This window comes from Flavobacterium flavipigmentatum (assembly GCF_020911905.1).
Lineage (GTDB): Bacteria > Bacteroidota > Bacteroidia > Flavobacteriales > Flavobacteriaceae > Flavobacterium > Flavobacterium flavipigmentatum.
Window position 1 is genome coordinate 597139 of the sequence record NZ_CP087133.1, and the last position, 23302, is coordinate 620440.

General features: G+C 35.4%; 19 protein-coding genes. 6 read left to right on the forward strand and 13 right to left on the reverse strand.

The window, feature by feature from the left end:
* Positions 1–48 precede the first annotated feature (48 nt).
* The 6 genes from LNP22_RS02935 to LNP22_RS02965 form a co-directional block, all read right to left on the reverse strand.
* Positions 49–1716 (reverse strand): tetratricopeptide repeat protein, encoded by a 1668-nt coding sequence (locus LNP22_RS02935; RefSeq protein WP_229975261.1) that lies wholly within the window; start codon positions 1714–1716, stop codon positions 49–51.
* A 16-nt stretch (positions 1717–1732) separates the two neighbouring features.
* Positions 1733–2656: a PstS family phosphate ABC transporter substrate-binding protein gene (locus LNP22_RS02940; RefSeq protein WP_229975262.1), complete on the reverse strand. Its 924-nt coding sequence runs from the start codon at positions 2654–2656 to the stop codon at positions 1733–1735.
* Between the two features lie 232 nt (positions 2657–2888).
* Positions 2889–3686, reverse strand: a complete 798-nt coding sequence (locus tag LNP22_RS02950) for an energy transducer TonB (protein WP_229975264.1) — start codon at positions 3684–3686, stop codon at positions 2889–2891.
* Positions 3687–3716: 30 nt separating this feature from the next.
* A complete protein-coding gene (locus tag LNP22_RS02955) occupies positions 3717–4283 on the reverse strand; it encodes an ExbD/TolR family protein (RefSeq protein ID WP_229975265.1) in 567 nt (188 codons plus the stop codon).
* 19 nt (positions 4284–4302) lie between these two features.
* Positions 4303–4932 (reverse strand): ExbD/TolR family protein, encoded by a 630-nt coding sequence (locus LNP22_RS02960; protein ID WP_210668061.1) that lies wholly within the window; start codon positions 4930–4932, stop codon positions 4303–4305.
* A 41-nt stretch (positions 4933–4973) separates the two neighbouring features.
* A complete protein-coding gene (locus tag LNP22_RS02965; protein ID WP_210668059.1) occupies positions 4974–5798 on the reverse strand; it encodes a MotA/TolQ/ExbB proton channel family protein in 825 nt (274 codons plus the stop codon).
* A gap of 378 nt (positions 5799–6176) precedes the next feature.
* Between LNP22_RS02965 and LNP22_RS02970 the strand changes: the two genes are divergently transcribed.
* On the forward strand, positions 6177–7697 hold the full coding sequence (locus tag LNP22_RS02970; RefSeq protein ID WP_229975266.1) for a helicase HerA-like domain-containing protein: 1521 nt from the start codon (positions 6177–6179) through the stop codon (positions 7695–7697).
* An 80-nt stretch (positions 7698–7777) separates the two neighbouring features.
* Here LNP22_RS02970 and LNP22_RS02975 read toward each other — a convergent pair whose 3' ends face one another.
* Positions 7778–9121: an FAD-dependent oxidoreductase gene (locus tag LNP22_RS02975; protein ID WP_229975267.1), complete on the reverse strand. Its 1344-nt coding sequence runs from the start codon at positions 9119–9121 to the stop codon at positions 7778–7780.
* Between the two features lie 484 nt (positions 9122–9605).
* On the opposite strand from LNP22_RS02975, the gene LNP22_RS02980 reads away from it, so the two are divergent.
* The 3 genes from LNP22_RS02980 (at position 9606) to LNP22_RS02990 (ending at position 11636) form a co-directional block, all read left to right on the forward strand.
* Positions 9606–10058, forward strand: a complete 453-nt coding sequence (locus LNP22_RS02980) for a hypothetical protein (RefSeq protein ID WP_229975268.1) — start codon at positions 9606–9608, stop codon at positions 10056–10058.
* 96 nt (positions 10059–10154) lie between these two features.
* Positions 10155–11081: a S66 peptidase family protein gene (locus LNP22_RS02985; protein WP_229975269.1), complete on the forward strand. Its 927-nt coding sequence runs from the start codon at positions 10155–10157 to the stop codon at positions 11079–11081.
* Entirely contained in the window at positions 11082–11636 is a 555-nt protein-coding gene (locus LNP22_RS02990; protein ID WP_229975270.1) for a lysozyme inhibitor LprI family protein, read from the forward strand.
* 61 nt (positions 11637–11697) lie between these two features.
* Here LNP22_RS02990 and LNP22_RS02995 read toward each other — a convergent pair whose 3' ends face one another.
* The gene (locus LNP22_RS02995) at positions 11698–14082 is read right to left on the reverse strand and encodes a penicillin acylase family protein (protein ID WP_229975272.1); all 2385 of its coding nucleotides are present in this window, start codon (positions 14080–14082) and stop codon (positions 11698–11700) included.
* A gap of 115 nt (positions 14083–14197) precedes the next feature.
* Here LNP22_RS02995 and LNP22_RS03000 point away from each other — a divergent pair, with 115 nt between their 5' ends.
* Both LNP22_RS03000 and LNP22_RS03005 read left to right on the forward strand, forming a co-directional pair.
* The gene (locus tag LNP22_RS03000; protein WP_229975275.1) at positions 14198–15760 is read left to right on the forward strand and encodes a hypothetical protein; all 1563 of its coding nucleotides are present in this window, start codon (positions 14198–14200) and stop codon (positions 15758–15760) included.
* A 98-nt stretch (positions 15761–15858) separates the two neighbouring features.
* Positions 15859–17667 carry a hypothetical protein gene (locus tag LNP22_RS03005; RefSeq protein ID WP_229975276.1) on the forward strand — a complete coding sequence of 603 codons (1809 nt, stop codon included), beginning with the start codon at positions 15859–15861 and terminating at the stop codon, positions 17665–17667.
* A gap of 61 nt (positions 17668–17728) precedes the next feature.
* Here the strand turns inward: LNP22_RS03005 and LNP22_RS03010 are convergent, their stop codons facing one another.
* The 5 genes from LNP22_RS03010 to LNP22_RS03030 all read right to left on the reverse strand — a co-directional run bounded on the left by LNP22_RS03010 (position 17729) and on the right by LNP22_RS03030 (position 23031).
* Positions 17729–18145, reverse strand: a complete 417-nt coding sequence (locus LNP22_RS03010; RefSeq protein ID WP_210668038.1) for a glycine zipper family protein — start codon at positions 18143–18145, stop codon at positions 17729–17731.
* Between the two features lie 109 nt (positions 18146–18254).
* On the reverse strand, positions 18255–19532 hold the full coding sequence (gene kynU, locus LNP22_RS03015; protein WP_229975279.1) for a kynureninase: 1278 nt from the start codon (positions 19530–19532) through the stop codon (positions 18255–18257).
* Positions 19533–19915: 383 nt separating this feature from the next.
* Positions 19916–20965, reverse strand: a complete 1050-nt coding sequence (gene queA / locus LNP22_RS03020) for a tRNA preQ1(34) S-adenosylmethionine ribosyltransferase-isomerase QueA (RefSeq protein WP_210668034.1) — start codon at positions 20963–20965, stop codon at positions 19916–19918.
* A gap of 381 nt (positions 20966–21346) precedes the next feature.
* Positions 21347–22570: a 3-phosphoshikimate 1-carboxyvinyltransferase gene (locus LNP22_RS03025; RefSeq protein WP_229975281.1), complete on the reverse strand. Its 1224-nt coding sequence runs from the start codon at positions 22568–22570 to the stop codon at positions 21347–21349.
* Positions 22571–22704: 134 nt separating this feature from the next.
* Positions 22705–23031, reverse strand: coding sequence for a nucleotide pyrophosphohydrolase (locus tag LNP22_RS03030; protein WP_012022600.1), 327 nt, complete (start codon positions 23029–23031; stop codon positions 22705–22707).
* Between the last annotated feature and the right edge of the window lie 271 nt (positions 23032–23302).

A 23302-nucleotide genomic window follows, 5' to 3' on the forward strand; every position in this document is an offset into this window, starting at 1 on the left:
CGATAGCTCAAAGAACTATCGGTTTAATATTTAAGATAAAAGATTATTTTATTTTAAAGCTTTTACAGATTGCGAAGCATAAGTATTACCAGGATCTAAAGCCAAAGACTTATTAAAATATTCGATTGCTTTAGTTTTATCGGTATTCGCATAACTAGCCCCGATACTGTTATAAGCTTCTACAATTTTCTTAACCGTTGCTGGTTTTGCCAATTCTTCTGCACCTTTTGCAGTAGTTTTAGTTATATACTCTTCGTAATTTTTAATAATTAAATCATCATTGTTTAACAAATTATAAATTCTGCCTTTGTACAAGTAAGCCTCATCATAAGTTGGAGAAGCAACTAAAACTTTGTCAAATGCTGCAATACCTTTTTCTAAAGCAGCAGCATCATGTGTACCTGCAGCTTTATTAGCATTTGCGTAATAAAGTGAAATACCATAATATACGTTATCATTCAGGTAATTTTTAGATTCCAAATTACTTGCAGACAACTCATAGATAGCAGCTGCTTGGCTGTATTGTTTTTTTCCAAACAATTCTTTTCCAAAATCACCAAGATCTTCAACCGCAAGAGGCTCCATTTCTACCGCTTTTTTGATGTCTTTCAAACCAGCCTCAAAAGCAGTCGATTCTATAACGCCAGTTGCATCAGTTCCTTTTTTAATTCTTGCAAATCCTAAATACAAATAATCTTTAGCAATTACTTTGTTCGTAGGAACTTTGATATAATCTTCTAAAGATTTGATAGCTACATCAATATTACCGTTCTCATAAGCAGAGTATCCTAAATATCTGTAAATTCTAGGATTAACTTTGTCTAATTCGATCATTTTGTTCGCTTCAACTTCCAAAGCTTTATAATCTTCAACTAAAATTAAGAAATCAGCATGACGCATTCTTGAATTTATTGAATAATCGGTAAGAGTTAAGTATTTCTCGTAATTAGAAATCGCTTTTTGATAATTTATTTGTCTTGTAGAAGGTTTATTTCTTGCCCATTTGTAATAAGTCTCGGCCAATTCTCTGTAAACAGGTCCGTAATTCGCATCAATAGCAATTACTTCATTAAACGATTTTATCGCTTCATCATAAGATTTAGCCCCTTTTAGCAAAACACCCAATTGCATTTTTGCTCTCAAAAGTGTTGGATCTGCAGTAAATGCATCACGATATGCTTTGTAAGCATCATTTTGATTGTTTGCTCCGTAATAAGCATCTCCGATTGTCAAAAGTGCTGTAGCATTTTGTGGCTCAATAGCCAAAGCGCGTTTTAAACTAGCAATAGCATTGGTGTAATCAGGGTTTGTAGAATTGATGTAAGCTCTACCAATATAAATGAATTCATTTACATCTTTACGTTTCATATCTTTTGTAGCCAATCCAAAATTAGCCTGAGCTGAAGCCGCATTTTTACCATCAAGATCCAATTGACCTAAACCGATATAGTTTAAATTTTTCTTGTCAGATGCCTCTAATCCATTTAAGTAATAAATTTTAGCAGAATCAATAACAGATTGATTTAGATATACATTTCCTAAAACAAAATTTGCTTCACCATCAGATGGTTTTGCTTTGATGATTGATTTTAACAATGATTTTGCTTTCTCGAATTGTTCAGCATCAATTGCTTTTTTGGCCTGGTTTAGATCTTGCGCTTTTGCAACAGAAGCTGAAGCAATTAAAGCAATACTAAAAATTTTAAATTTATTCATCTTTATTGTAATTAATTTATTCTTTATCGTTTATAATTTGTTTTCTAATTTGAAGTTTTCTACCCGGAGTTCTCACTGGCAGCAAACCCGATTTCAAAACTATTCTTTGTCCAATATCTCCCGATATGAATGACGCAAAACCCATTCCCAATCCAGAATAACCTTGACAATTTATAATATACAATTCGCGTGCCAAAGGATACCTCATTTCTGCTATATCATTCTGCGAAGGGCTATAATACTGATTCTCTTTTAATCCTTTCACACTCAAAACATTGATTTTCTTCACAACATCTAACATATTTGGAGAAGGTTGCGAAAGCCAATTTACACCAACAACGCCAATCATGCCATCATTTTCTGCAACAAACTTAATCACCTCTTCATTTGTTTTGAAAGAGAAAACACCAGTCTTCGGAATCTCTTTTACGTTAGCTAAATCTTTCATGTAACGCACAGTACTTGAGTTTGGATTATCAAAAACCAATCCTTTAATTCTAGCATCGGCTTTACCTTGCATAAAATCCACTACAGTTTTCAACGCAATTAAAGTATCATTATTGCTTTTATTCGAAATAAATGCAATCGCATCTGTTGCAAAAGGCGTAACTCTTGGGTTTATTTTTGTTTTTGCAAATTTACCAATCTCTTCTGGAGTTAATTTTCTTGTCATAACGACCACTTTTGCTTTTTCATTCAGCAAGTCATTAATAACTTCTGCTTCCGACTTGGGCTGGAGCGTAATTTTTGCATCATAATAAGTTCCTTCAAAAACAGCAATTTGATCTTCGACAATAGGTTTAACAGTCTCATCAACTGTAATAGTTAAAACTCCCTTTAAAATTGTTTCCTTATCAGATTGACTTTTGCTTTTTTGATTGCACATGGCAAACAAAAAGACAAAAACGACCAAACTAAAAACCTTACCATATCTCAACATAATTACTCTGTGTTAGAATTAATTAATCTCAAAAAACGAACTCCTGAATATAGTATTAGTAAAATACCAAAAGCATATCTGTACATCGGTTCCATGTTTAAAGGCAATTTTTTCCAAAACATAATCATTAAACCAAGTACAAGATAGATCAAAAAAAACAGTATTCCTAAAACAAGAAGAAATCGCCCTTTGAGCGATTTCTTCTGAATATTATTAAGCTTTTCTTTTAACATTATTCTGCAGATTGAATAGTAATAGGAAGAGAGTACAGTACTCTTACTTTTTTACCATTTTGCTCGCCGGGAGTCCATCTTGGACATTTTTTAAGAACACGAATTGCTTCTGCTCCTGTACCGTAACCGATATCCCTTAAAACTTTAATGTCGGTCAATGAACCGTCTTTTTCAACTACAAAAGTAACATAAACTTTACCTTTCAAACCTTCTTCTTCCGGAGTCTTGTAATTGTTTCCTACAAATTTGTAGAACTTCTCAATTCCTCCAGGGAAATCTGGTTTTACTTCGATACCAGCTGTATTATAAACCTGGTTATCTTCTTCTACTACTGCAGCAGTTCCAGTACCTACTGGCTCATCAACAGTTAAAACTGCATCTGGATCACCTTTTATAGTTTCAGAACCTACTTTTTTATCTTTAAGTTCTACTATTTTTGGTGGCTCTTCAGTAACCTCATTTGCTTTAGCAACCACTGGTTTCACAAACTTAACCTGATCCACTTTTGGTGGTGGTGGTGGTGGTGGTGGTTGGTTAGGCTTTATCTCCTCTTTTTTAGGAGGTAATTTTACTGTAGCAATTTTAATATCGTTATTTACGTCTTCTTCAGCAGATTCAGGCAAAAAACTAGCAATAAGAGGAGCTGCAACAGCTAAGCAAAAAATAATAGACCCAAAAATAAGCGCTCTTACTGTAGTCTTTGTATTTGATTTTCTTAACTCATACGCACCATATATCTTATTACGTCCTTCGAATACGATATCAAGCCACTGATTTTTAATTATATCTAATTTCATTTTTCTTGATTATTAAGGTATTCAACAAGATTACTGTGGTGTTTCTACTGCTGGCGTTTTATCTATCAGTTTTGTTTCCTCAGGAGTAAACTCAGGAACAATTGCATAAGTAGTTACACCAGAAATAGCCATCTCATCTAAAATATCAACCAAATTACGATAATTTGATTTTTTAGTTGGTTTTATAATAACTATAATTCCTTTCGCCTTATCACCTGTATATTGAAGTACAGTTTTCTTTCTCAATAGCAATTCTTTTCGAATCCCATCTTTACCATACGCAATTTCTTTTGGCCCCGCAATTGGAGTAGCAAGCAATCCCATATAATAAACCATTTTATTATCCGCCCCTAACATCACTGTCATCGTACGATTTTCATCTACTTTAATAGGTTTCTCAGGTTTTTCTGGATTTTTATCTGGCAACGACAAATCCATCGATTGAGGTTTTGACAACGTCGTGGTTAACATAAAGAACGTGATTAATAAGAAAGCCAAATCTACCATCGCAGTTAAATCTACTTTTGAGTTTTGTTTTTTACTTCTTACTTTGCCACCTTTTCCGCCGCCACCGTCGCCGGTATTTAATTCAGCCATTTTAGTGTATATTTTTTAATTAAAAGTCATCTCTACCTCTCATACCTGTTACCAGATTAAAAGAGTTGATTTTTTGATCTTGCAAAATATCCATTATTTTTCTGATAGCTGGATATTGTTCTTTTGCATCTCCTTTTATTGCAATTTGCAATTCTTTATCATGAAGATCAATTGTAGCTCTTCTTGAAACCAAAAGCCATTCTTTTAATTGATTGTCTAAAGAATCCAAAGGAATACCCGGTTGGTTTGCTTTACTTCTATCAGATGCTTTCATATCAATGATCTGCTTCAAGTTTGCAAGGGGCACACCAAAATCATCCATTAATGAAAAGTTCTCCTGATCTTTTTCTGAAAAGTTCACCCCTAATTTTGCTCCCATACCTTCAAGAGTTTTTTTACGAATATCTCGTCCCTTGATGTCAAAAAACACTTTGCTTTTACCATCTTTTCCTTTACCTATCGTGATAATAGCTAAATCTGTATCTGGTAATTTAGTTTGTGCAACAGACGAAGGCGTATCTACAGGAAGTGCTTCAGGCACTTTGGCAGTAGCGGTCAAAATAAAGAACGTAAGCAAAAGGAACGCAACATCACACATGGCAGTCATATCTGTCGATGTTGACTTTTTTTTCATTTTTATTTTAGCCATTATCTTTTATTTTATTTTGATAAATAAATATCAAAAATTAATTATTGTTTCAAACTTCCTCTGAATCTTCTGTAAGTATTTACGATTGTAGTACCAGCCTCATCAATAGAGTAAGTTAAATCATCAATTTTAGCAGTAAAGAAGTTGTAAGAAACGATAGCCAAGATTGAAGTAGAGATACCTGTTGCAGTGTTGATAAGTGCCTCAGAGATACCAGTTGCAAGAGCAGCTTGATCTGGAGTTCCAGCAGAAGCTAACGCACCAAACGCTTTAATCATACCTGATACTGTTCCTAATAATCCTCCTAAAGTTCCTAATGATACTAAAGTAGAGATAATAGTCATATTTTTTTCTAACATTGGCATTTCTAATGAAGTTGCCTCTTCGATTTCTTTGTGAATTACTTCTGAAGCTTCTTCACTGTTGAAACCTTCTTTTTTAACATCTTGGTATTTAATCAAAGCAGATTTAATTGCGTTTGCAACTGAACCTTGTTGTTTGTCACATGAAGCGATTGCAGCTTCGATGTTACCTTCTTTAATGCTAGCTTGTACATTTTTCATAAATGTATCCAAGTTAGATTTTCCTGCCGCTTTACCGATAACGATAAATCTTTCAATAGAAAAAACAACAACCATTAAAAACATACCTAATAATACTGGTACGATAAAACCTCCTTTGTAAACTTGTCCTAATGTATTAATTGGATGACCAGTTTCTGGATTACCTCCTTCGAAGTTAGCAGCATCTCCCATGATTACTTTCCAAATAAACACCCCAACTAAAATACACGCAACAATAATGATTCCAGTAATCATTCCTCCTCCATTCGAAGTGCTTTCTTTTTTAACTTTAACGTTTGCCATTTTTCTTAATTTTAATAGTTTTAAATAATTTTATTTTTTAGTTATATTTAACTTGTAGAGGAGCAAATTTATACGTTTAGTTTAAATAAAAAAACTTTTTTTAATTTTATTGAAGTAAATTTAACTTGAATTTAAAAAATATCTCATTAATTTGTCAACATCGTTTTTTTGATAAAACAAAAAAAAGGTCAAATTACATCGAAATTACAACGTTTTAGTAAATAATCTATCATTCTTTTGATATCTTCTTAAAAAGTTGCGAAATTGTTTTTTGTTCGGTTTTTGACCAAAAAAGGCTTTTTCCTACTAAAAAAATGAATTAAAAATATTTAAAAATCAAGCGATACTCTTATAACCACCTAAATTACAAATAAAAACATGAATAAAAAAGATAATTTCATTCAAGATGTAAATAACGGATATCAAACCAAAGGAGACAGTATCATCTTAGGCGGCGCCATTCTTGACGGAGAAGCGATAGCAGAAGCACATGTCAAAATCCCCCTTAAAACCCTAAACCGTCACGGACTTATTGCAGGAGCAACGGGAACAGGAAAAACAAAAACAATACAAGTTTTTTCGGAACAACTTTCTAATGCAGGAATTCCAGTTTTAATGATGGACATTAAAGGTGATTTTAGCGGAATCGCCAAAGAAGGTAAAGAAGAAGGCTTTATCACCGAACGCCATACCAAAATAAATCTACCTTATAATACAGCATCTTTTCCGGTTGAACTGATGACACTGTCTCAGCAAAACGGAGTGCGTTTGCGTGCTACTATTTCTGAATTCGGACCTGTTTTATTTTCCAGAATTTTAGATTTGAATGATACTCAAGCTGGTGTCATTTCGGTTATTTTTAAATATTGTGACGACAACAAAATGCCTTTATTAGACTTAAAAGACATTAAAAAAGTAATAAATTATATCACCGAAGAAGGCAAAGAGGAAATCACGGAACATTACGGCAAAATTTCGACCGCAACAACCGGAACGATTTTGCGCAAAATAATAGAACTGGAGCAGCAAGGTGCCGATTTGTTTTTTGGAGAATTGTCTTTTGAAATAGAGGATTTGATGCGTATTGACGAAAACGGAAAAGGCTACGTAAATATCATTCGCTTGACGGATATTCAGGACAAACCCAAATTATTCTCGACTTTTATGCTGAGTTTATTGGCAGAGATTTACCAGCAAATGCCCGAAAAAGGAGATGCAGATCAGCCGGAACTTGTCATTTTTATAGACGAAGCGCATCTGATTTTTAACGAAGCCAGTAAAGTTTTATTAGAACAAATCGAGACCATTGTCAAATTAATTCGCTCAAAAGGCGTGGGTGTTTATTTTGTTACGCAAAACCCAATGGACGTTCCCAGCGGCGTTTTGGCACAATTAGGTCTAAAAATTCAGCACGCTTTGAGAGCTTTTACTGCCAATGACCGACAAGCGATAAAAAAAACAGCCGACAATTATCCTACTTCTGACTACTATAAAACAGATGAATTGTTGACCAGTTTAGGAATCGGAGAAGCTTTGGTCACAGCACTCAACGAAAAAGGAGTTCCGACACCACTTGTTGCCACAATGATGCGTGCTCCGATGAGCAGAATGGATATTTTATCTGCCGATGAAATTGAAAGTATCAACTCAAAATCTAAATTGGTAAAAAAATACAGCGAAGAAACAGACCGTGAAAGTGCCTACGAAATCCTCAATAAAAAAATAGAAGAGGCCAATCAGGCCAGTGCAGAAGCCGCAGAAGAGCAAACAAGCGAGAAACAATCAAAATCTGAGCCAAGCACAGCAAGTGTGGTAGGAAAATCGGTTCTGAAAGTCGTAACAAGCGCTACTTTTATTAGAGGTGTTTTTGGGGTACTGACTAAAATATTCAAAAAATAAAAATTCACCATATAAGTAATTTAAGTTGATTTACATTGTAGAAAAAGCACCAACTTAAATTACTTATATGGTTAAAAAAATTATGCCTTTTGCAACAATTCCAAAATCTTAGTATCGATTTCGGGACTATCCCATATATTTTCTATGTTGTCAAGTTTTAGAATCTCTTCCATAATAGCGTTTTGAAAATCACCAATAGCTAAAGCCTCAGCATACGGGCGATCGCTAAAAGTTACACGGCTGTAAAGCGGAATCCATTTGTCTGGATATTTATCTGAAAATGCTTTTTCGATTTTCTTCTGCAACAAAAATTTCTCATCGGCAGTTTTGGTACTCATTTCCATGAAATTACGGTACGAAAGTTCTGCTATCGCATCGGCATTTGGTTTACGTGAAATTTGATATTCAGAAAAAATCTTCTGCCAGTCGTTGCCATATTTTTCGATCATTTCATTCAAAACCGTAATGTCTTCAAAACCGGCATTCATCCCTTGCCCGTAAAACGGAACAATGGCATGACATGCGTCACCGATCAAAGCAATTTTGTCTTCGTATGTCCACGGAAAACATTTCATAGTAACCAAAGTACTGGTCGGATTCTTAAAAAAATCTTCTGCCAATTTTGGAATCACTTCTATAGAATCTGGAAAATTTTTCTCAAAAAAATCTTCCACCATTTTACGATCTGTTAGCGAAGCAAAGGAGTTTTCGCCTTCAAAAGGCATAAACAAAGTACACGTAAAACTTCCGTCAAGATTAGGCAATGCGATCAACATATAATCACCGCGAGGCCAAATATGAAATGAATTTTTATCCAATTTATGACTCGCATCAGGATTGGCGGGAATATTCAGTTCTTTATACCCCATATTCAAAAATTCCTGTGAATAATTAAACATACTCTGGCGTTGCATTCTGTGGCGAATTCTGGAAAAAGCGCCGTCTGCACCAAAAACCATATCGAATTTTCTTTCTTCCCACTCGCCTCTTTCGGTTTCACCGATATGCAAAGTCGCATCGCTCAACGTCACATCCCAGATTTTTTGCTCAAAATAAAATTCGGCACCGGCATTTTCGGCCAGATCAATCATTTTGCGGTTTAGCGTTCCTCTCGAAATAGAATAAATCGATTCTCCCTCCTGCCCATAATTCTGAAAATTAAGTTTATCCGTTAGATGTATCGCGCGTTTGTCCATCGGAATTGCGATTTCACGCACCGCATCACCAACACCAACGCCATCAAGCGCTTTCCAACCACGATTAGACATCGCCAGGTTGATGGAGCGTCCCGAAAAATTTATTTTACGAATATCAGGGCTACGATCATAAACATGAACCGTGTGACCTTCTTTTTTGAGATAAATTGCCAATAGTGAACCAACCAATCCAGAACCTACAACAGCAATTTTTAGTGGAGTTTGCATCAAGAAAAATCTAAATAATAAGATTGTAAAAATAACTATAAATTACACACTTCATCAAAAATAAACCAAATATTTGCCTCAACAGCACATTATTAGCTTGGGCGTGTCCCGCCAAAAAAGGCGGGTCGGGCTTTCGGCTATATCTTTTGCTTTGCTTCGCCCGCAAAAGGATACCGCCTCAATCCCTCACGCAGCACTCATTTTCATAAGAAAAACCTTTTTTTTCAATTGCTGTACAAGTAACAAAAAACCCTTTAAGCACAATTACTCTGCCTTTACCGAGGGGTTTAATCTAAAAAAACGCTAAAAAAAATTAGATTTATGAATGTCCTTTCTAAACCTATTTTTTTATTCAAAACCTCTTTTGTGTTTCTTGATTTACCATAAAAAAAATACTATTTTAGCCCAGCCCAAAAAACAAAATCGTTCCCAATAAAACCAATGTATAATTGTAAAAAATTATACATAAATTAAAAAATAACCTATGAAGAATTTAAAAAAGCAGTCGTTTTTTGTTTTATTAATATGCCTATTGAATACTTATGTTGGCTTTTCGCAGCAAGGCCCACCGCCGCCAGCAATGCCAACTCAGCAAAATAAAATTATAATAGACAAGATTATAGAAGCCACAAAATACAAAACATATTTTGTTGATTATTGCCTTGCCAAAATAAATGAAACTGCTGTTGAAGAAAAATGGAACGAGCAAAAAAATATCGAAATCATAGAAAGCATCAATTTTAAAAACTTTAGGGACGCCATTTACAATATGTTTGCACTCTATGACGAAATAGAACTGGAAACATTGCTAGCTGCCTATAAAAGCGATACCGCTTATCAAACTAAAAATGCAATCACAACCAACAAAGTCGTGAGGAACAATCTGAACATTTATGCCAAAGACGTCGCCAAAGGCAAATATCTCCTGAAGAACTAACCGAAGGAAGATCAATTTTTATTACTTTTATGGTGAGTGAGTCAGTATCAAAAATTCAGAGAGCATTAATCAAAATATTCAAAAAAAAAAAGCGCCATGATTAGTCCATCATATTTAAAATCAGGAGACAAAGTTGGCATTGTAAGTACGGCAAAAACCGTTAGTTACAAAGAAGTCGAAGAAGGTCTTGAGATTCTAAAAAGCTGGGAGTTGGATCCTGTTATTGGCAAAAATGCTTTTAATGTCTATGGTTTCTTTGCGGGAACAGATCAGGAAAGACTCGAGGATTTGCAAGCCATGCTTGACGATGCGTCTATAAAAGCCATCATTTTTACGAGAGGTGGCTACGGAACGGTTAAAATTATTGATCAGCTCGATTTTACTAATTTCCGAAAAAAACCAAAGTGGCTGGTAGGCTATAGCGACATCACGGTGCTGCATAGCCACGTACACAATTTGAATATCGAAACACTTCACGCTGTGATGCTGCAAGGAATGCCCAAAGCGGCGCCCGAAGCTTTAGCATCTCTAAAAAATGCTTTGTTTGGAACAATTTTAACGTATAAAATACCTAAAAAAAAACAAAATAAACAGGGCGAAAAAACCGTAGAAGGAATTTTAGTCGGCGGAAATCTTTCTATTTTATATGCTTTAAACGGCTCAAAATCTGATATTGATACGACCGATAAAATTTTATTCTTTGAGGACATCGACGAATATTTATATCATTTAGACCGAATGTTAATCGCGCTAAAAAGAAGCCATAAATTAAGCAATCTCAAAGCAATTCTGGTCGGTGCCATGACGGACATTAAAGAGTCGACTTTGGAGTACGGCAAAACAGATTACGAAATAATTCTGGAGGAAGTAAACGATTTTGACTTCCCGGTATATTTTGATTTTCCTTGTGGCCATCAATCCGACAATCAGACACTTATTTTGGGTAGAGAGATCAGGATTACGCCAAACGACAATTATATTACTGTAGATTTTAAAAACCAGAATCAACTTCAATCATCGTAAATGAAACACGTTCAAATTATTATAATTTTAGTTTTTATATATCAATTTGGCTTTGCCCAATCACCAAAAGAGATTAGTGAAAATGATTTGAAAAAATGTCACCTAGAAATTGAAAAAGAAGTGGTAAAACTTCGAAAAGAACTTAATGCAGAAGAATATTTATCTGATTTTGATAAACAAATAACAGTTGATTTTAAAATTGACACCCTTCGAATTGAGAAATTACTTTCTAAAAAAATAGAAATAGATTATTCTACTTCAGGCATGGTAAATGCAAGTTATGAAGCTGAAATCGAGTACGACAAATTACTCAATAAATATTATCAAATACTGGCAAAAAAGCTCGATCCTGCTGACAAAGAAATCTTAAAACAGTCTCAAAAAAACTGGATTGCATTTCGAGATTCTGAAAGAAAATTTAATAGTGCCATCTCCAAAGATCAATATTCAGGAGGCGGAACAATGCAAAGAATTATTGTCGCCAGTGGCTATCTCGAAATTACCCGAAAAAGGCTATTTGAAATCGTCGATTATTTAAATAAATTAAGCGAATAAAATCACAGTTTAAAAAAAATATCCCACAAGACAAAACAATCTTGCGGGATATAAAAAAATTTTACTCAGGCTTAAAAACCAATTTGGTCGAAGTTTTTATAATTTCTTCCTTATTCAACTTCATTTTTCTAAATTTTCCGGCATTGTACATTTCGGCCTGATCGTCGTAATGTTTACTAAAAGGATTCCCGGACTGACCTGTTGGCAGAATACTCCAACTGTTTTCAACATCTGAGAAATCAACTATTCTTCTTGTCGAAGGACCACCTTTTACGGCATATTCGCCTTCCTTATTCAATCCAAAAAACTGATTATTGATCACCTCATTAGACCCTGGAGCCGCAAAAGGACCAACATTAAACAATTTGCGCAAAGCAGCCACTTTTCCCAAAGGATGTTCGTGCTCAACGGTATGTGTCTTTGCCCAAGTCCAGTCGGTTACAGCATCTCCAAACTGTTTTCTCAGTTCTGAAATAGCTTGATTGAATGATTTTGAAACGATTTGACTTCTCGTTTCTTTTTTATTTTTTGTTTTAATATTATCCCACCAAACCGAATTTTCGTTGGCGATTTGTCTCGCTACGACTTGCTTCCCGATATGAGTTCCAACAAACAAATTAAAATTATCCGAACCCATTTCGTCTTCAAAAGTATTTTTTAGGTATAAATAAATCCATTTATTATAAATCGTGGGCGCCACATCTTCCAGATTATGAGTTCCTTTCCATAATTTCAAAATAGCAATAGCCTCTTTTTCGGTGACGTTTAAGTTTGTTAAATTACTATTCAAAATTAAATTACTAACCGTAATATTGGCCACGCTCGAAGTATTATCATAAATCATTTTGCTGATATCTTCCTTGTTCCAATTAGATTTTGCATCCAATAATCCCGAAATTCTTTTGGCGCGATCTTCGGGCAAATAATATCCCGGATACAAATAACCGTCAATGGCCTCAGGCTGATTATTGGCAGAATATACATACCCCCAATTCGGATTTTCAGCCGATGGATTTTTAGAAAAATCCAAATATTCTGTGATATCATCCTTGCCACTGGCACCTTCTAAAATAAGAAACGAATTAACCCCTTTATTGTGTTTGTAAAGTGTACCTGTCGCCCACCAACCCACGTTTCCTTGAGCATCACCATACATGACATTCAATCCGGGCGCGGCAACCAATTGCACTGCCTTCTTAAAATCTTCTTTGTTTTTAGCATGCGAAAGCCCATAAACCGCATCTAAAATCTGAATAGGTTGCTGGGTATAAATCCAAGACATTGCAATCGGGCTTTTTTTATCTAAATGTTCCAATACATCATTCATAATAGGTCCGTGTCGACTGGATTTCACCGTCAAAACCACATCTGAAGTATCTTTTACCTTGATGGTCTTTTTTCTAATTTCGTAGTTACTAAAACCCGTTGGTGTCTGATATTGATTGGTATCACCAATTTTATTGGTTTCTTTATAAAAATCGATATCATCGTTTTCAAACATGGTCAATCCGTAAGCATAATCGCGATTGTGCGCCAGAAGAGGAAAAGGCGTTCCGGCCAGATAACAGCCATACAATTCAAATTGCGGCGTTACCAAATGTGCTTCGTACCAAGTTGCTGGCTGTGAAAAACCAATGTGTGGATCATTTGCAAAAATGACTTTGCCGTTTTTGGTTTTCTTTGGTCCCACAACCCAACTATTACTGCCTACAAAAGGCGGAATTGGAGATGCTTCCAGAAGTCCCGCAACCGATTTTGATATTGCAGCATATTCTTCGTTGTTTTTTTTATAATTTTTAATTTTTGTGGTGTTAAATTCGCCTTCGATACCTAAATCTTTCAAATAGGCAGCACCATATTTATTGCGAATATCCGTCAATAAAGGATCGGTTTTTTGAGCCATAGCAAAACTAAACGACATGTACCCAAAAATATTATACACGTCTTTTATGGTGAATTTTTCTTTTTTAACGCCAACCAAAGTAAATTCAAGCGGCGTAACGCCTTCCTCCAAATATTGATTAATTCCGTCTATGTATGCCATTGTCAGTAGGTAACTCTGACTCTTTTTATCAAGTTTGGCTATGGCTTTCGCCGAAGCTTCTTCGATGCCAATTCCGGCAAAAAACTTATCGTTTTTAAGCGCGATAGAACCAAATATCTCAGACAAACGGCCCGGTGCAATTCGGCGTAAGAGTTCCATTTGCCACAATCTTTCCTGCGCATGTACAAAACCTAAAGTGATCATAGCATCTTTTTCAGAACTAGCATAAATATGAGGCACACCAAAATCATCAAAATAAACAGTGGTTGCGTTTTGAAGGTTTTGCAACTTTAATTCCCCTTCGTACTTGGGTTTCAGATGAAAAATATATGCGCACAAACCAACAGCCACAATTACAATTAAAACCAATAAAACCAGTAATCCTTTTTTAATTTTTTTCATACCTCAAAAATCTAAGCAAATAAACATTGGAAAAATATATAACTTCAAAACAAAATTTTATAAAAAAACATGTCTTTAAAACTCTAAATTTATGTAATTAAAACCAATCCTATAAATGTCAAACTATAAAAAAATAGCAATCGGAATAATTTCAGTCGTTTTTTTTGTGATTGTACTCAATTTTGGCCTTAATTTTTGGATAAAAAAACAATTACCAAAAGTCATTCACGAAAAAAATAACACCGCTTACAATATTCACTACGAAAAAATAGAAGTATCACTTTGGTCGAGAAATATTTATGCCGAAACGTTACTGATCCATCCTAAAAATCAGCCAAAAAACAGTCCTAAAAAGACAGGAATTTATTCTAAAATAGCTTCCATAACAATCAAACACTTCAATATTTGGGATTTGGTTTTTCGTGATATCATTAAAGCCGAAAGCATCACGATCAACAAATCCAAGGTAATTTTGTATAAAAAAAACAATACGCTTATCAACAACAGCAAGAGCATTCGAACAGAAATTGTAGAACCATTTCAGAAAATCGTGGCCGTTTCGAATATCTATTTAAATGACGGAAGCCTTGATGTAGTGGGGTTGCAAAACAACAAACCACTTTTAAACATCAAAAATATTATTTTGAAATTGGAAGGTATTCTGGTAACAGATGCGACTTTGAAAGAAAAAATTCCGATGCAATACAAAAGATACGTCTTGGTGTGCGATAGCCTTTACTACAAACCGAATGCCTTTTACCACATTACGATTGGCAAAATCAGCACTGAAAATAAATTTCTTAAAATTCAAAATTTTGCGATGTTGCCCGAATACGATAGAAGAAATTTTGTGGCAAAACTCGAAAAAGAGAAAGATATTTACACCTTAAAATTAGATTCGGCCAGCATCAGCAAAACGGATTGGGGATTTAAAAAAGATCGTTTTTTCTTCAACGCCAATTCAGTGGTCATGCACCATTTTGACGGAAATATTTACCGCAATAAAATGCCCAAAGACGATTTGAGCAAAAAACAATTGTACAACTCATTATTGCGAAAAATTAAATTCCCGCTAAAAATAGATACTTTGCAAATTCTAAAATCGAAACTGGTTTATGAAGAAGAAATCGATTTTACAAAAGGTCCGGGCGTTTTAAACTTTGATCAATTTAATTTGCAGGCCACTAATCTTCAAAGTGGTTTTGGATTAAAAAAAGCAGCTGATTTAAAAATAAAAGTCAATTGCCTTTTTATGAAAACTTCGCCGTTGAATGTCGACTGGAGTTTTAATGTTTTAGACCTCAAAGACAGTTTTCACATACAGGGAACGATCGCCAACTTTGATGTAGCTGCGCTTGAGCGATTTACTCAGCCATATATGAATACATCATTTACAGGGACTTTTGATAAATATCATTTTAATTTTTATGGAAATGACACCAATGTTACCGGAAATGCGTCGTTAGTCTACGACGATTTGAAAGTAAAATTATACCAAAAGAAACATCCCGAGAAAGAAGCCAAATTAAAGACTGCGATCGCCAATTTGATCCTCAAAAACGATTCAGATGAAAAAAGCAAAAAAGCAGCGGTTGAAATCGAACGTATTCCGGAGAAATCTTTTTATAATTTTTTATGGCGAAGCATTGCAGAATCTTTGAAAAAAATATTGATTTAATGTGTTAAAGTGACGGCAACCATTTACAAACCTGACATTTATCAGGTTTTAAATAACTTTTTTTATCAACATTTGCCTTTATTTTAATATAAAAGCAAATGACAAAAAAGCCCATCCACACTTTCCATATTCCTGTAATGGGACTCGCCTACACGATTGACAGCCCGATACGTGTGGCACAATATGGTATTTCGTCTGTAATTTCTATAGCTGATGACGATCTGATAGAAAAGATGCGTGATTTTTACAGCAAGAAATTCCATTTTCCTTATGAAGAAATAAGTCACAGGTTTCATGATTACAGGGCACAGAGAATCACTTCGTACCTTAATTTAGTCGATCAGATTGTAAAGCAGAAGTTTGAAAATTTTAAAAAAGAATTAGCAGAAAGCAAAACTGCCGTAGAAAATTACATGGCAATGTTGCCCAATACTTCTGACATAAAAAAAGGTTTTCAAAATTTGTTGGAAGAAGGTATGTCATTCAGAGAAAACATTCAGAATTACATCGAGTCGCATCTTTCAGCTGGGGCGATCGATGTAAATATCATGACCAAACTTGATAAAGATAATTTTGAAAAAGAAGCGCAGCTTCCTCTCGAATTTAATGATGCCCATGCCGCTTTGAGAGGTTTTGCCAACAGCAATCTCGAATCTTCGGTGGTGCTTTCTGCAGGAATGAATCCGAGGCTTTACAGCTATTTTGAAAACTTTCCAGATTTTTTTCCTAACGAAAACAATCAACTCAAAAAGAAAATCATCTTGAAAGTTAGTGATTATCGATCGGCCATGATTCAGGGAAATTTTTTGGCAAAAAAAGGCCTTTGGGTTTCTGAGTATCGCATAGAGTCAGGACTCAATTGCGGCGGACATGCTTTTGCTACCGACGGATTGTTACTGGGAACTATTTTAGAAGAATTCAAACAAAAAAAAGAGCAACTCGTGCATTCTTCACACGATTTGATGACAAAAGCTTTAGAACAAAAAAACTTATACACTCCGGATGCACCGCTACCCTTGAAAATTACTGTTCAGGGCGGCGTAGGAACAGCTGAAGAACATGAATTTTTATTGGCTACTTACGAAATAGATTCAGTGGGCTGGGGATCGCCTTTTTTATTGGTACCCGAAGCGACTTCTGTAGATAAAAAGACTCGAAATTTACTGATAAACGCCAAAGAAGAAGATCTTTATTTAAGTCAAATTTCCCCGTTAGGCGTTCCTTTTAATACGCTAAAAGGCAGTACAAATGAAGTGTTAAAGCAAAAAAGAATTTACGAAAACAAAGCAGGAAGTTCTTGCCCGAAACGCTTTTTAGCGTTAAGCAAAGAATATGATCCGAAAGGAATTTGTTCTGCTTCGAAAAAATTTCAGGACTTAAAATTAGCCGAATTAGAAAACATCAAAGATACTATTACTGTGTCTGATTTCGAGAAAACAAAAACCAGTATTACCGAAAAATCATGCTTATGTGTGGGGCTTGCAAACGCATCTTATTTAGACAATGACATCCCTATAAAAGGGCAGGCACAAGGAGTTGTAATATGCCCGGGCCCTAATATGGCTTATTTTGATCAGGAAGTTTCATTGAAAGATATGTTGCAACATATTTACGGAAGCAAATCGGTCATTACAACTGCGGATCGCCCTAATTTGTTTGTAAAAGAACTGAAAATGTATGTGGATTATTTTAGAAAAGAAGTCGAAAATATCCGAGGAGACATTACCACTTTACAGCTAAAAAAATGGAACACCTTTAAAACAAATTTGTTAAGCGGAATTGATTATTACCAAACGATGCTTGCTACTAGTTTGTATTTTAAAAATGATCTAAATACCATTATCAAACAATTTGAATCGTACCGATTAGAACTAACGGCAATACAAATTGCGCCACAAAATGGCTAAAAAAAAGAAAACCCCAAATTACGAATAATTTGGGGTTTATTATAACTGTTTGTGTTTGCTTTTATTTTTTGCTGCTATCAATTATAGCGCCCGTTCCGGCACCTACTCCGGCACCTGCAAGACCGCCAATTATTGCTCCTTCTCCTTTTTTCTTGCTAATTACAGCTCCTGTAACCGCTCCTACTCCGGCTCCAATTACGGCTCCTTTTGCTGCTGAGCTCCAACCTTTCTTTTTAGGTGCGGCTGCTGTTGCAGTTCCGTCATTTTGTTGGTGTACTACAACCACTTTTTGAGCAGCTGCTTTTTCTTTCTCTAAATTAGCCATCTCTGTTTGCATTGAATCAATAATTTTTTGCTTATTGATTTCAACCTTCATAGAGTCGATACTTGCTTGTTTTGCTTTATTAAGATCCATTTTTTCTTGATTTTGACAAGAAATAAGGGTCAACGCTATCATTAAAGAATATAATACTTTCATAAATTGTAAATTTTAAAATTATACTCTACAAAGAAAGTTAGTCTGTCTTTTATAATGTTATACAATTTCTTTAAAAAATTACATGATTAAGAGGTTTTCAAGTAGCTGGCTATTCTTTTAAAATTCCGTTTTTTAAAATTTGTCCAAAATCGTACATGTCTTCAAAAGAGCAATACAAAGGCACCGGTGCTAATCGGATGACGTTGGGTTCTCGCCAGTCTGTAATAACACCATTTTTCATTAAATAATCAAACAAGCTTCTACCTTCTCCATGAAGAAAAACAGACAATTGAGACGCTCTTTCTGCAGGATTTGAAGGTGTGATAATTTCGAAAGTACCGGCTACTTCACGATCAATTTCGTGCAAAACAAACTCTAAGTAAGCGGTAATTTTATCTCTTTTGGCAATAAGCGCCTCCATTCCGACTTCGGCAAACATTTCAACCGAAGCCAAATAAGGCGCCAACGAAAGCACTGGTAAATTACTAATTTGCCAACCGCCCGCACCGTGAACCGGGTCAAAATTGGGTTCCATCTTAAAACGACGTTCTTTATTATGACCCCACCAACCTGCAAAACGAGGCAAACTAGAATCGCTATGATGACGCTCATGCACAAAGCAACCCGAAGCATTTCCTGGCCCCGAATTCATGTATTTGTAACTGCACCAGGCAGCAAAATCTACATTCCAATCGTGCAATTCGAGTTTAATATTTCCGGCGGCATGCGCCAAATCCCAACCTACTTTTGCGCCCGCTTTTTGTCCTGCGGCTGTAATGGTTTTGATATCAAAAACTTGTCCTGTATAATAATTTACGCCTCCTATTAAAACAAGTGCAAGCTCGTCACCTACTTCTTCTATTTTAGCCAAAACATCTTCTAGTCGAATGTTGTGTTCGCCTTCTCTGCGTTTGATTTCTACAATAGCATCTTCTGGTTTGTATCCATGAAAATGTACCTGACTCTGAAACATATATTGGTCGGAAGGAAACGCTTTTTCTTCGCAAATAATTTTATAACGGGTTTTTGTTGGCTGATAAAACGACACCATCAATAAATGTAGGTTTACTGTTAAAGTGTTCATCACCGTCACTTCTGAAGGCAAAGCTCCTACAATCTTGCTCAAAGGTTCTGCAAATCTTTCCTGATAGTCCCACCAAGGCTTTTCGGCATAAAAATGACCTTCTACAGCAAGGTTTCCCCAGTCATTCATGATTTCATCCACGTAGGCTTTGGTACGTTTGGGCTGGAGCCCAAGAGAATTTCCTGTAAAGTAAATAACCCGTTTGTCATTGACTTTAGGAAAAATAAATTGGTTCTGATACTGCTGTAAAGAATCTTCTGAATCGAGTTGTTGTGCGAATTCGCGCGTATTTTGGAACGCCATTGTTTTTGTTTTGAAGCGTAAAAATAACAAAAAATGCTCTAAAAGTTAGTTAAAATTTGTTTTAGGTTGTGAGTAATAAGACGCAGATGAAACGGATTTTTTTAGCTTGGAATTTTGAACTTGAAACCTGAAACTTGGAATTTGGAATTTGGAATTTGGAATTTGGAATTTGACTTGCGTTAGGGATAGTAATGAAAAGCTTTTGCGATGAAAACCGTAGTAATACTGCAACGAGGAAGCGACCAGCGGAAGCTCCCGAAGTGCTTGTATTACTTGATTTTTATTGCAAAACTTGTAATGGATAGCCCGTAATACGCCCAAATTATAAACAAAAAAAACCCATCATTACTGACAGGTTCTTTATAATTATTTCGCTTGACGAATTATAGGATCAACATTGCGTCTCCGTAAGAGTAGAATTTGTACTCTTCTTTGATCGCTTCCTCGTATGCACGTTTCATTAAATCATGTCCACAAAAAGCAGAAATCATCATCAATAATGTTGATTTTGGTGTGTGGAAATTAGTAATCATACAGTTGGCAATACTAAAATCGTGAGGAGGAAAAATAAATTTATTGGTCCAACCTTCGTAAGGATTCAAAGTGTGTTGTGACGAAACAGAACTTTCGATAGCACGCATCGAAGTGGTTCCTACTGCGCAAATACGTTTTTTATTTACTTTGGCGGCGTTTACGACATCGCAGGCTTCTTGTTTGATGATCAACTCCTCAGAATCCATTTTGTGCTTTGATAAATCTTCAACCTCAACTGGATTAAAAGTTCCTAAACCAACGTGAAGTGTCACCTCAGCAAAGTTAATTCCTTTGATTTCCAGTTTTTTCAAAAGGTGTTTCGAGAAGTGCAAACCAGCAGTTGGTGCCGCTACAGCTCCTTCTTCTTTTGCATAAATAGTTTGGTATCTTTCAGCATCTTCTTCGGTTACCTCTCTATTAATGTATTTAGGAATTGGCGTTTCTCCCAATTCTGTCAATTTATTTCTAAATTCTTCATAAGACCCATCGTACAAGAAACGCAATGTTCTTCCGCGAGAGGTAGTGTTGTCGATTACCTCAGCAACCAACGAATCGTCATCGCCAAAATAAAGTTTGTTACCAATTCTAATTTTACGTGCCGGATCAACCAAAACATCCCAAAGACGTTGTTCTGCATTCAATTCTCTCAACAAGAAAACTTCAATTCTAGCGCCTGTTTTTTCTTTGTTTCCGTACAAACGAGCTGGAAAAACTTTTGTATTGTTAAGAATCAAAACGTCTCCGTCATCAAAATAATTGATAACATCTTTGAACATTTTGTGCTCTATAGTTTGTTTTTTTCGGTCAATTACCATTAAACGAGATTCATCTCTATTTTCTGCTGGAAATTCTGCCAAAAGTTCTTTTGGTAAATTGAAACTGAAGTGTGATAATTTCATATTAAAGTGTAGATTTTAAAATATCAATTTTAGATTTTTTTATCTAAAATTTTAAATCGTGTGCAAATATACGATTGTGAGATAGGCGTTGTCAAGTGTTTTGACGTTTATTTTCAAAACTCGTTGATTTACTGAGGGTTTTGGGAACCACAAAAAATATTTTTTAACATATAATTAATATAAGTGGATTAAAGTAGGATTCTTGATTTGGCTAAAGCCGAAAAACAAATCATAAAAAAACCTCCAGTTAAAACTGGAGGATATGTATATTCTAATCTTCTTGTTCTAATCTTTAATGGTACAAAACCTTTGAATCTTTGCGACTCTGAACCTTTGAACCTTTCTATTAAATGAACTTCTATGTCTTATATGGTTCAAAAACTACAATTCTGAAACTTCAAAGTGTAATTGTTTTAAATCTTCCCAGAAATCAGGATACGACTTAGAAACCACTTCGGCATTTTCGATAATAATCGGAACCTTTAATGCCAACGGAGCAAATGCCATTGCCATACGGTGATCGTTGTAGGTAGCTATTTTTATATTAGGATTAATTGTTTCTGAAAGCCCCAAAGTCAAGCTATCATTGGTCACAGTGATATTCGCTCCTAGTTTTGTAAGCTCAATTCCCAGTGCTTCCAATCTGTCTGTTTCTTTTATTTTTAAGGTATGAAGTCCCGTTAAGTGACAGCCAATTCCTAAACCAAGACAGGTAACTACAATAGTTTGCGCGATATCGGGTGTATTATTTAGATCGAAGTTTAACGTTTCGAGTTTAAAATCGGGTTGTTTTACCAACGTCATTTTATTGCCATCAAAAGTAGTTTGAATACCTATTTTTTCGTAGATCGCAATCAAAGCCGAATCGCCTTGCAGGCTATTTTGCTTGTAACTGCTCAGCGTTATAGAAGCCGTGTCTGCCAAAGCGGCGATACTAAACCAATAAGAAGCCGAACTCCAGTCTGACTCTACTACCATTTCTTTTGCAACTACTGTTTCTTTTGGATATACTTTGATCACATTGCCCTCAAAACGGGTCTGAATATCCAAATCATTCAGCAACGCCAATGTCATTTGAATATACGGAATCGAGGTAATCTCGCCTTCTAACGTAAGCTCTAAACCATTTTCTAGTTTAGACGCTACAAGTAAAAGTGCCGAAATGTACTGGCTGCTTACATTGGCGGCCAAAGTAACCTTTGAGGCCGTTACCTTTTTTCCTTTAATTTTTATCGGCGGATAGCCTACTTCTTTTTCATACGAAATCTCGACTCCCAATTGTGCCAAAGCTTCTACCAAAATCTTTATCGGTCGTTCCTGCATTCTGCTAGAACCCGTCATCACTACGTCACGACCTTCGCTTACAGCAAAATAGGCCGTCAAGAAACGCATTGCTGTTCCCGCATGATGAATATCAACAATCTCGTCGCTACCGGCAAGTGCTTTTTGCATCACTTCGCTATCATCTGAATTGGAAGTATTGGCCAAAGTAATATTTGGAAACAAAGCTTTTAACAACAACAAACGATTGGTTTCGCTTTTGGATCCTGTAACTTTTATTTCAGATTTTAGATGGGTGCTTTTAGCTTCTAGAAGTAAATTCATTTTTATAATTGTAAGTTGTGAATGGCGCGTTATAATGAGTCTCCAACATAATTCGGCTGTGCAATTTACCACTCCACACTCAAAATTCAAAATTCAAAACTCACAATTCAAAATTTATGATCGATATTTCACAATTATTTCAATTTATCATTGTTTTTGTGGCGGTCTTTGTCTCGAACCGACTTTAAATCCATTTTTTTATCAAAGGCTGCTTGCAAATCAATTCCGGTTTGGTTGGCCAGACACAAAACAACAAACACTACATCTGCCAATTCCTCGCCCAGATCTTTGTTTTTATCGCTTTCTTTCTCTGATTGCTCCCCGTATCTGCGGGCAATAATTCGGGCTACTTCGCCTACTTCTTCGGTAAGTTGCGCCATATTGGTCAATTCGTTAAAATAGCGAACACCGTGTTCTTTTATCCAGGTATCTACGTCAAGTTGTGCGTTTTTTAAATCCATTTTTTTTATTGTAAAGTGTGAGTTGTATGTTGAACTAAACCTTCGGTAGCACTATCGTGAATAGCAACTTTCAAATTGTTGCTGGGAATCATTTTTTTGTATTTTTGTTAAGGATTCATAGCTTCTTATTTTAATTTAATATATTGATAATTAGTCAATTGTCGATAAGTCCATAGTAAGATGTATCTAACATCTTTTTTCCCTTTCAAAGCTTTATAATAGTTCCTTGTTGATGACGGACTTGTAATCGGTTCCGTTCAACCGGGGTTTC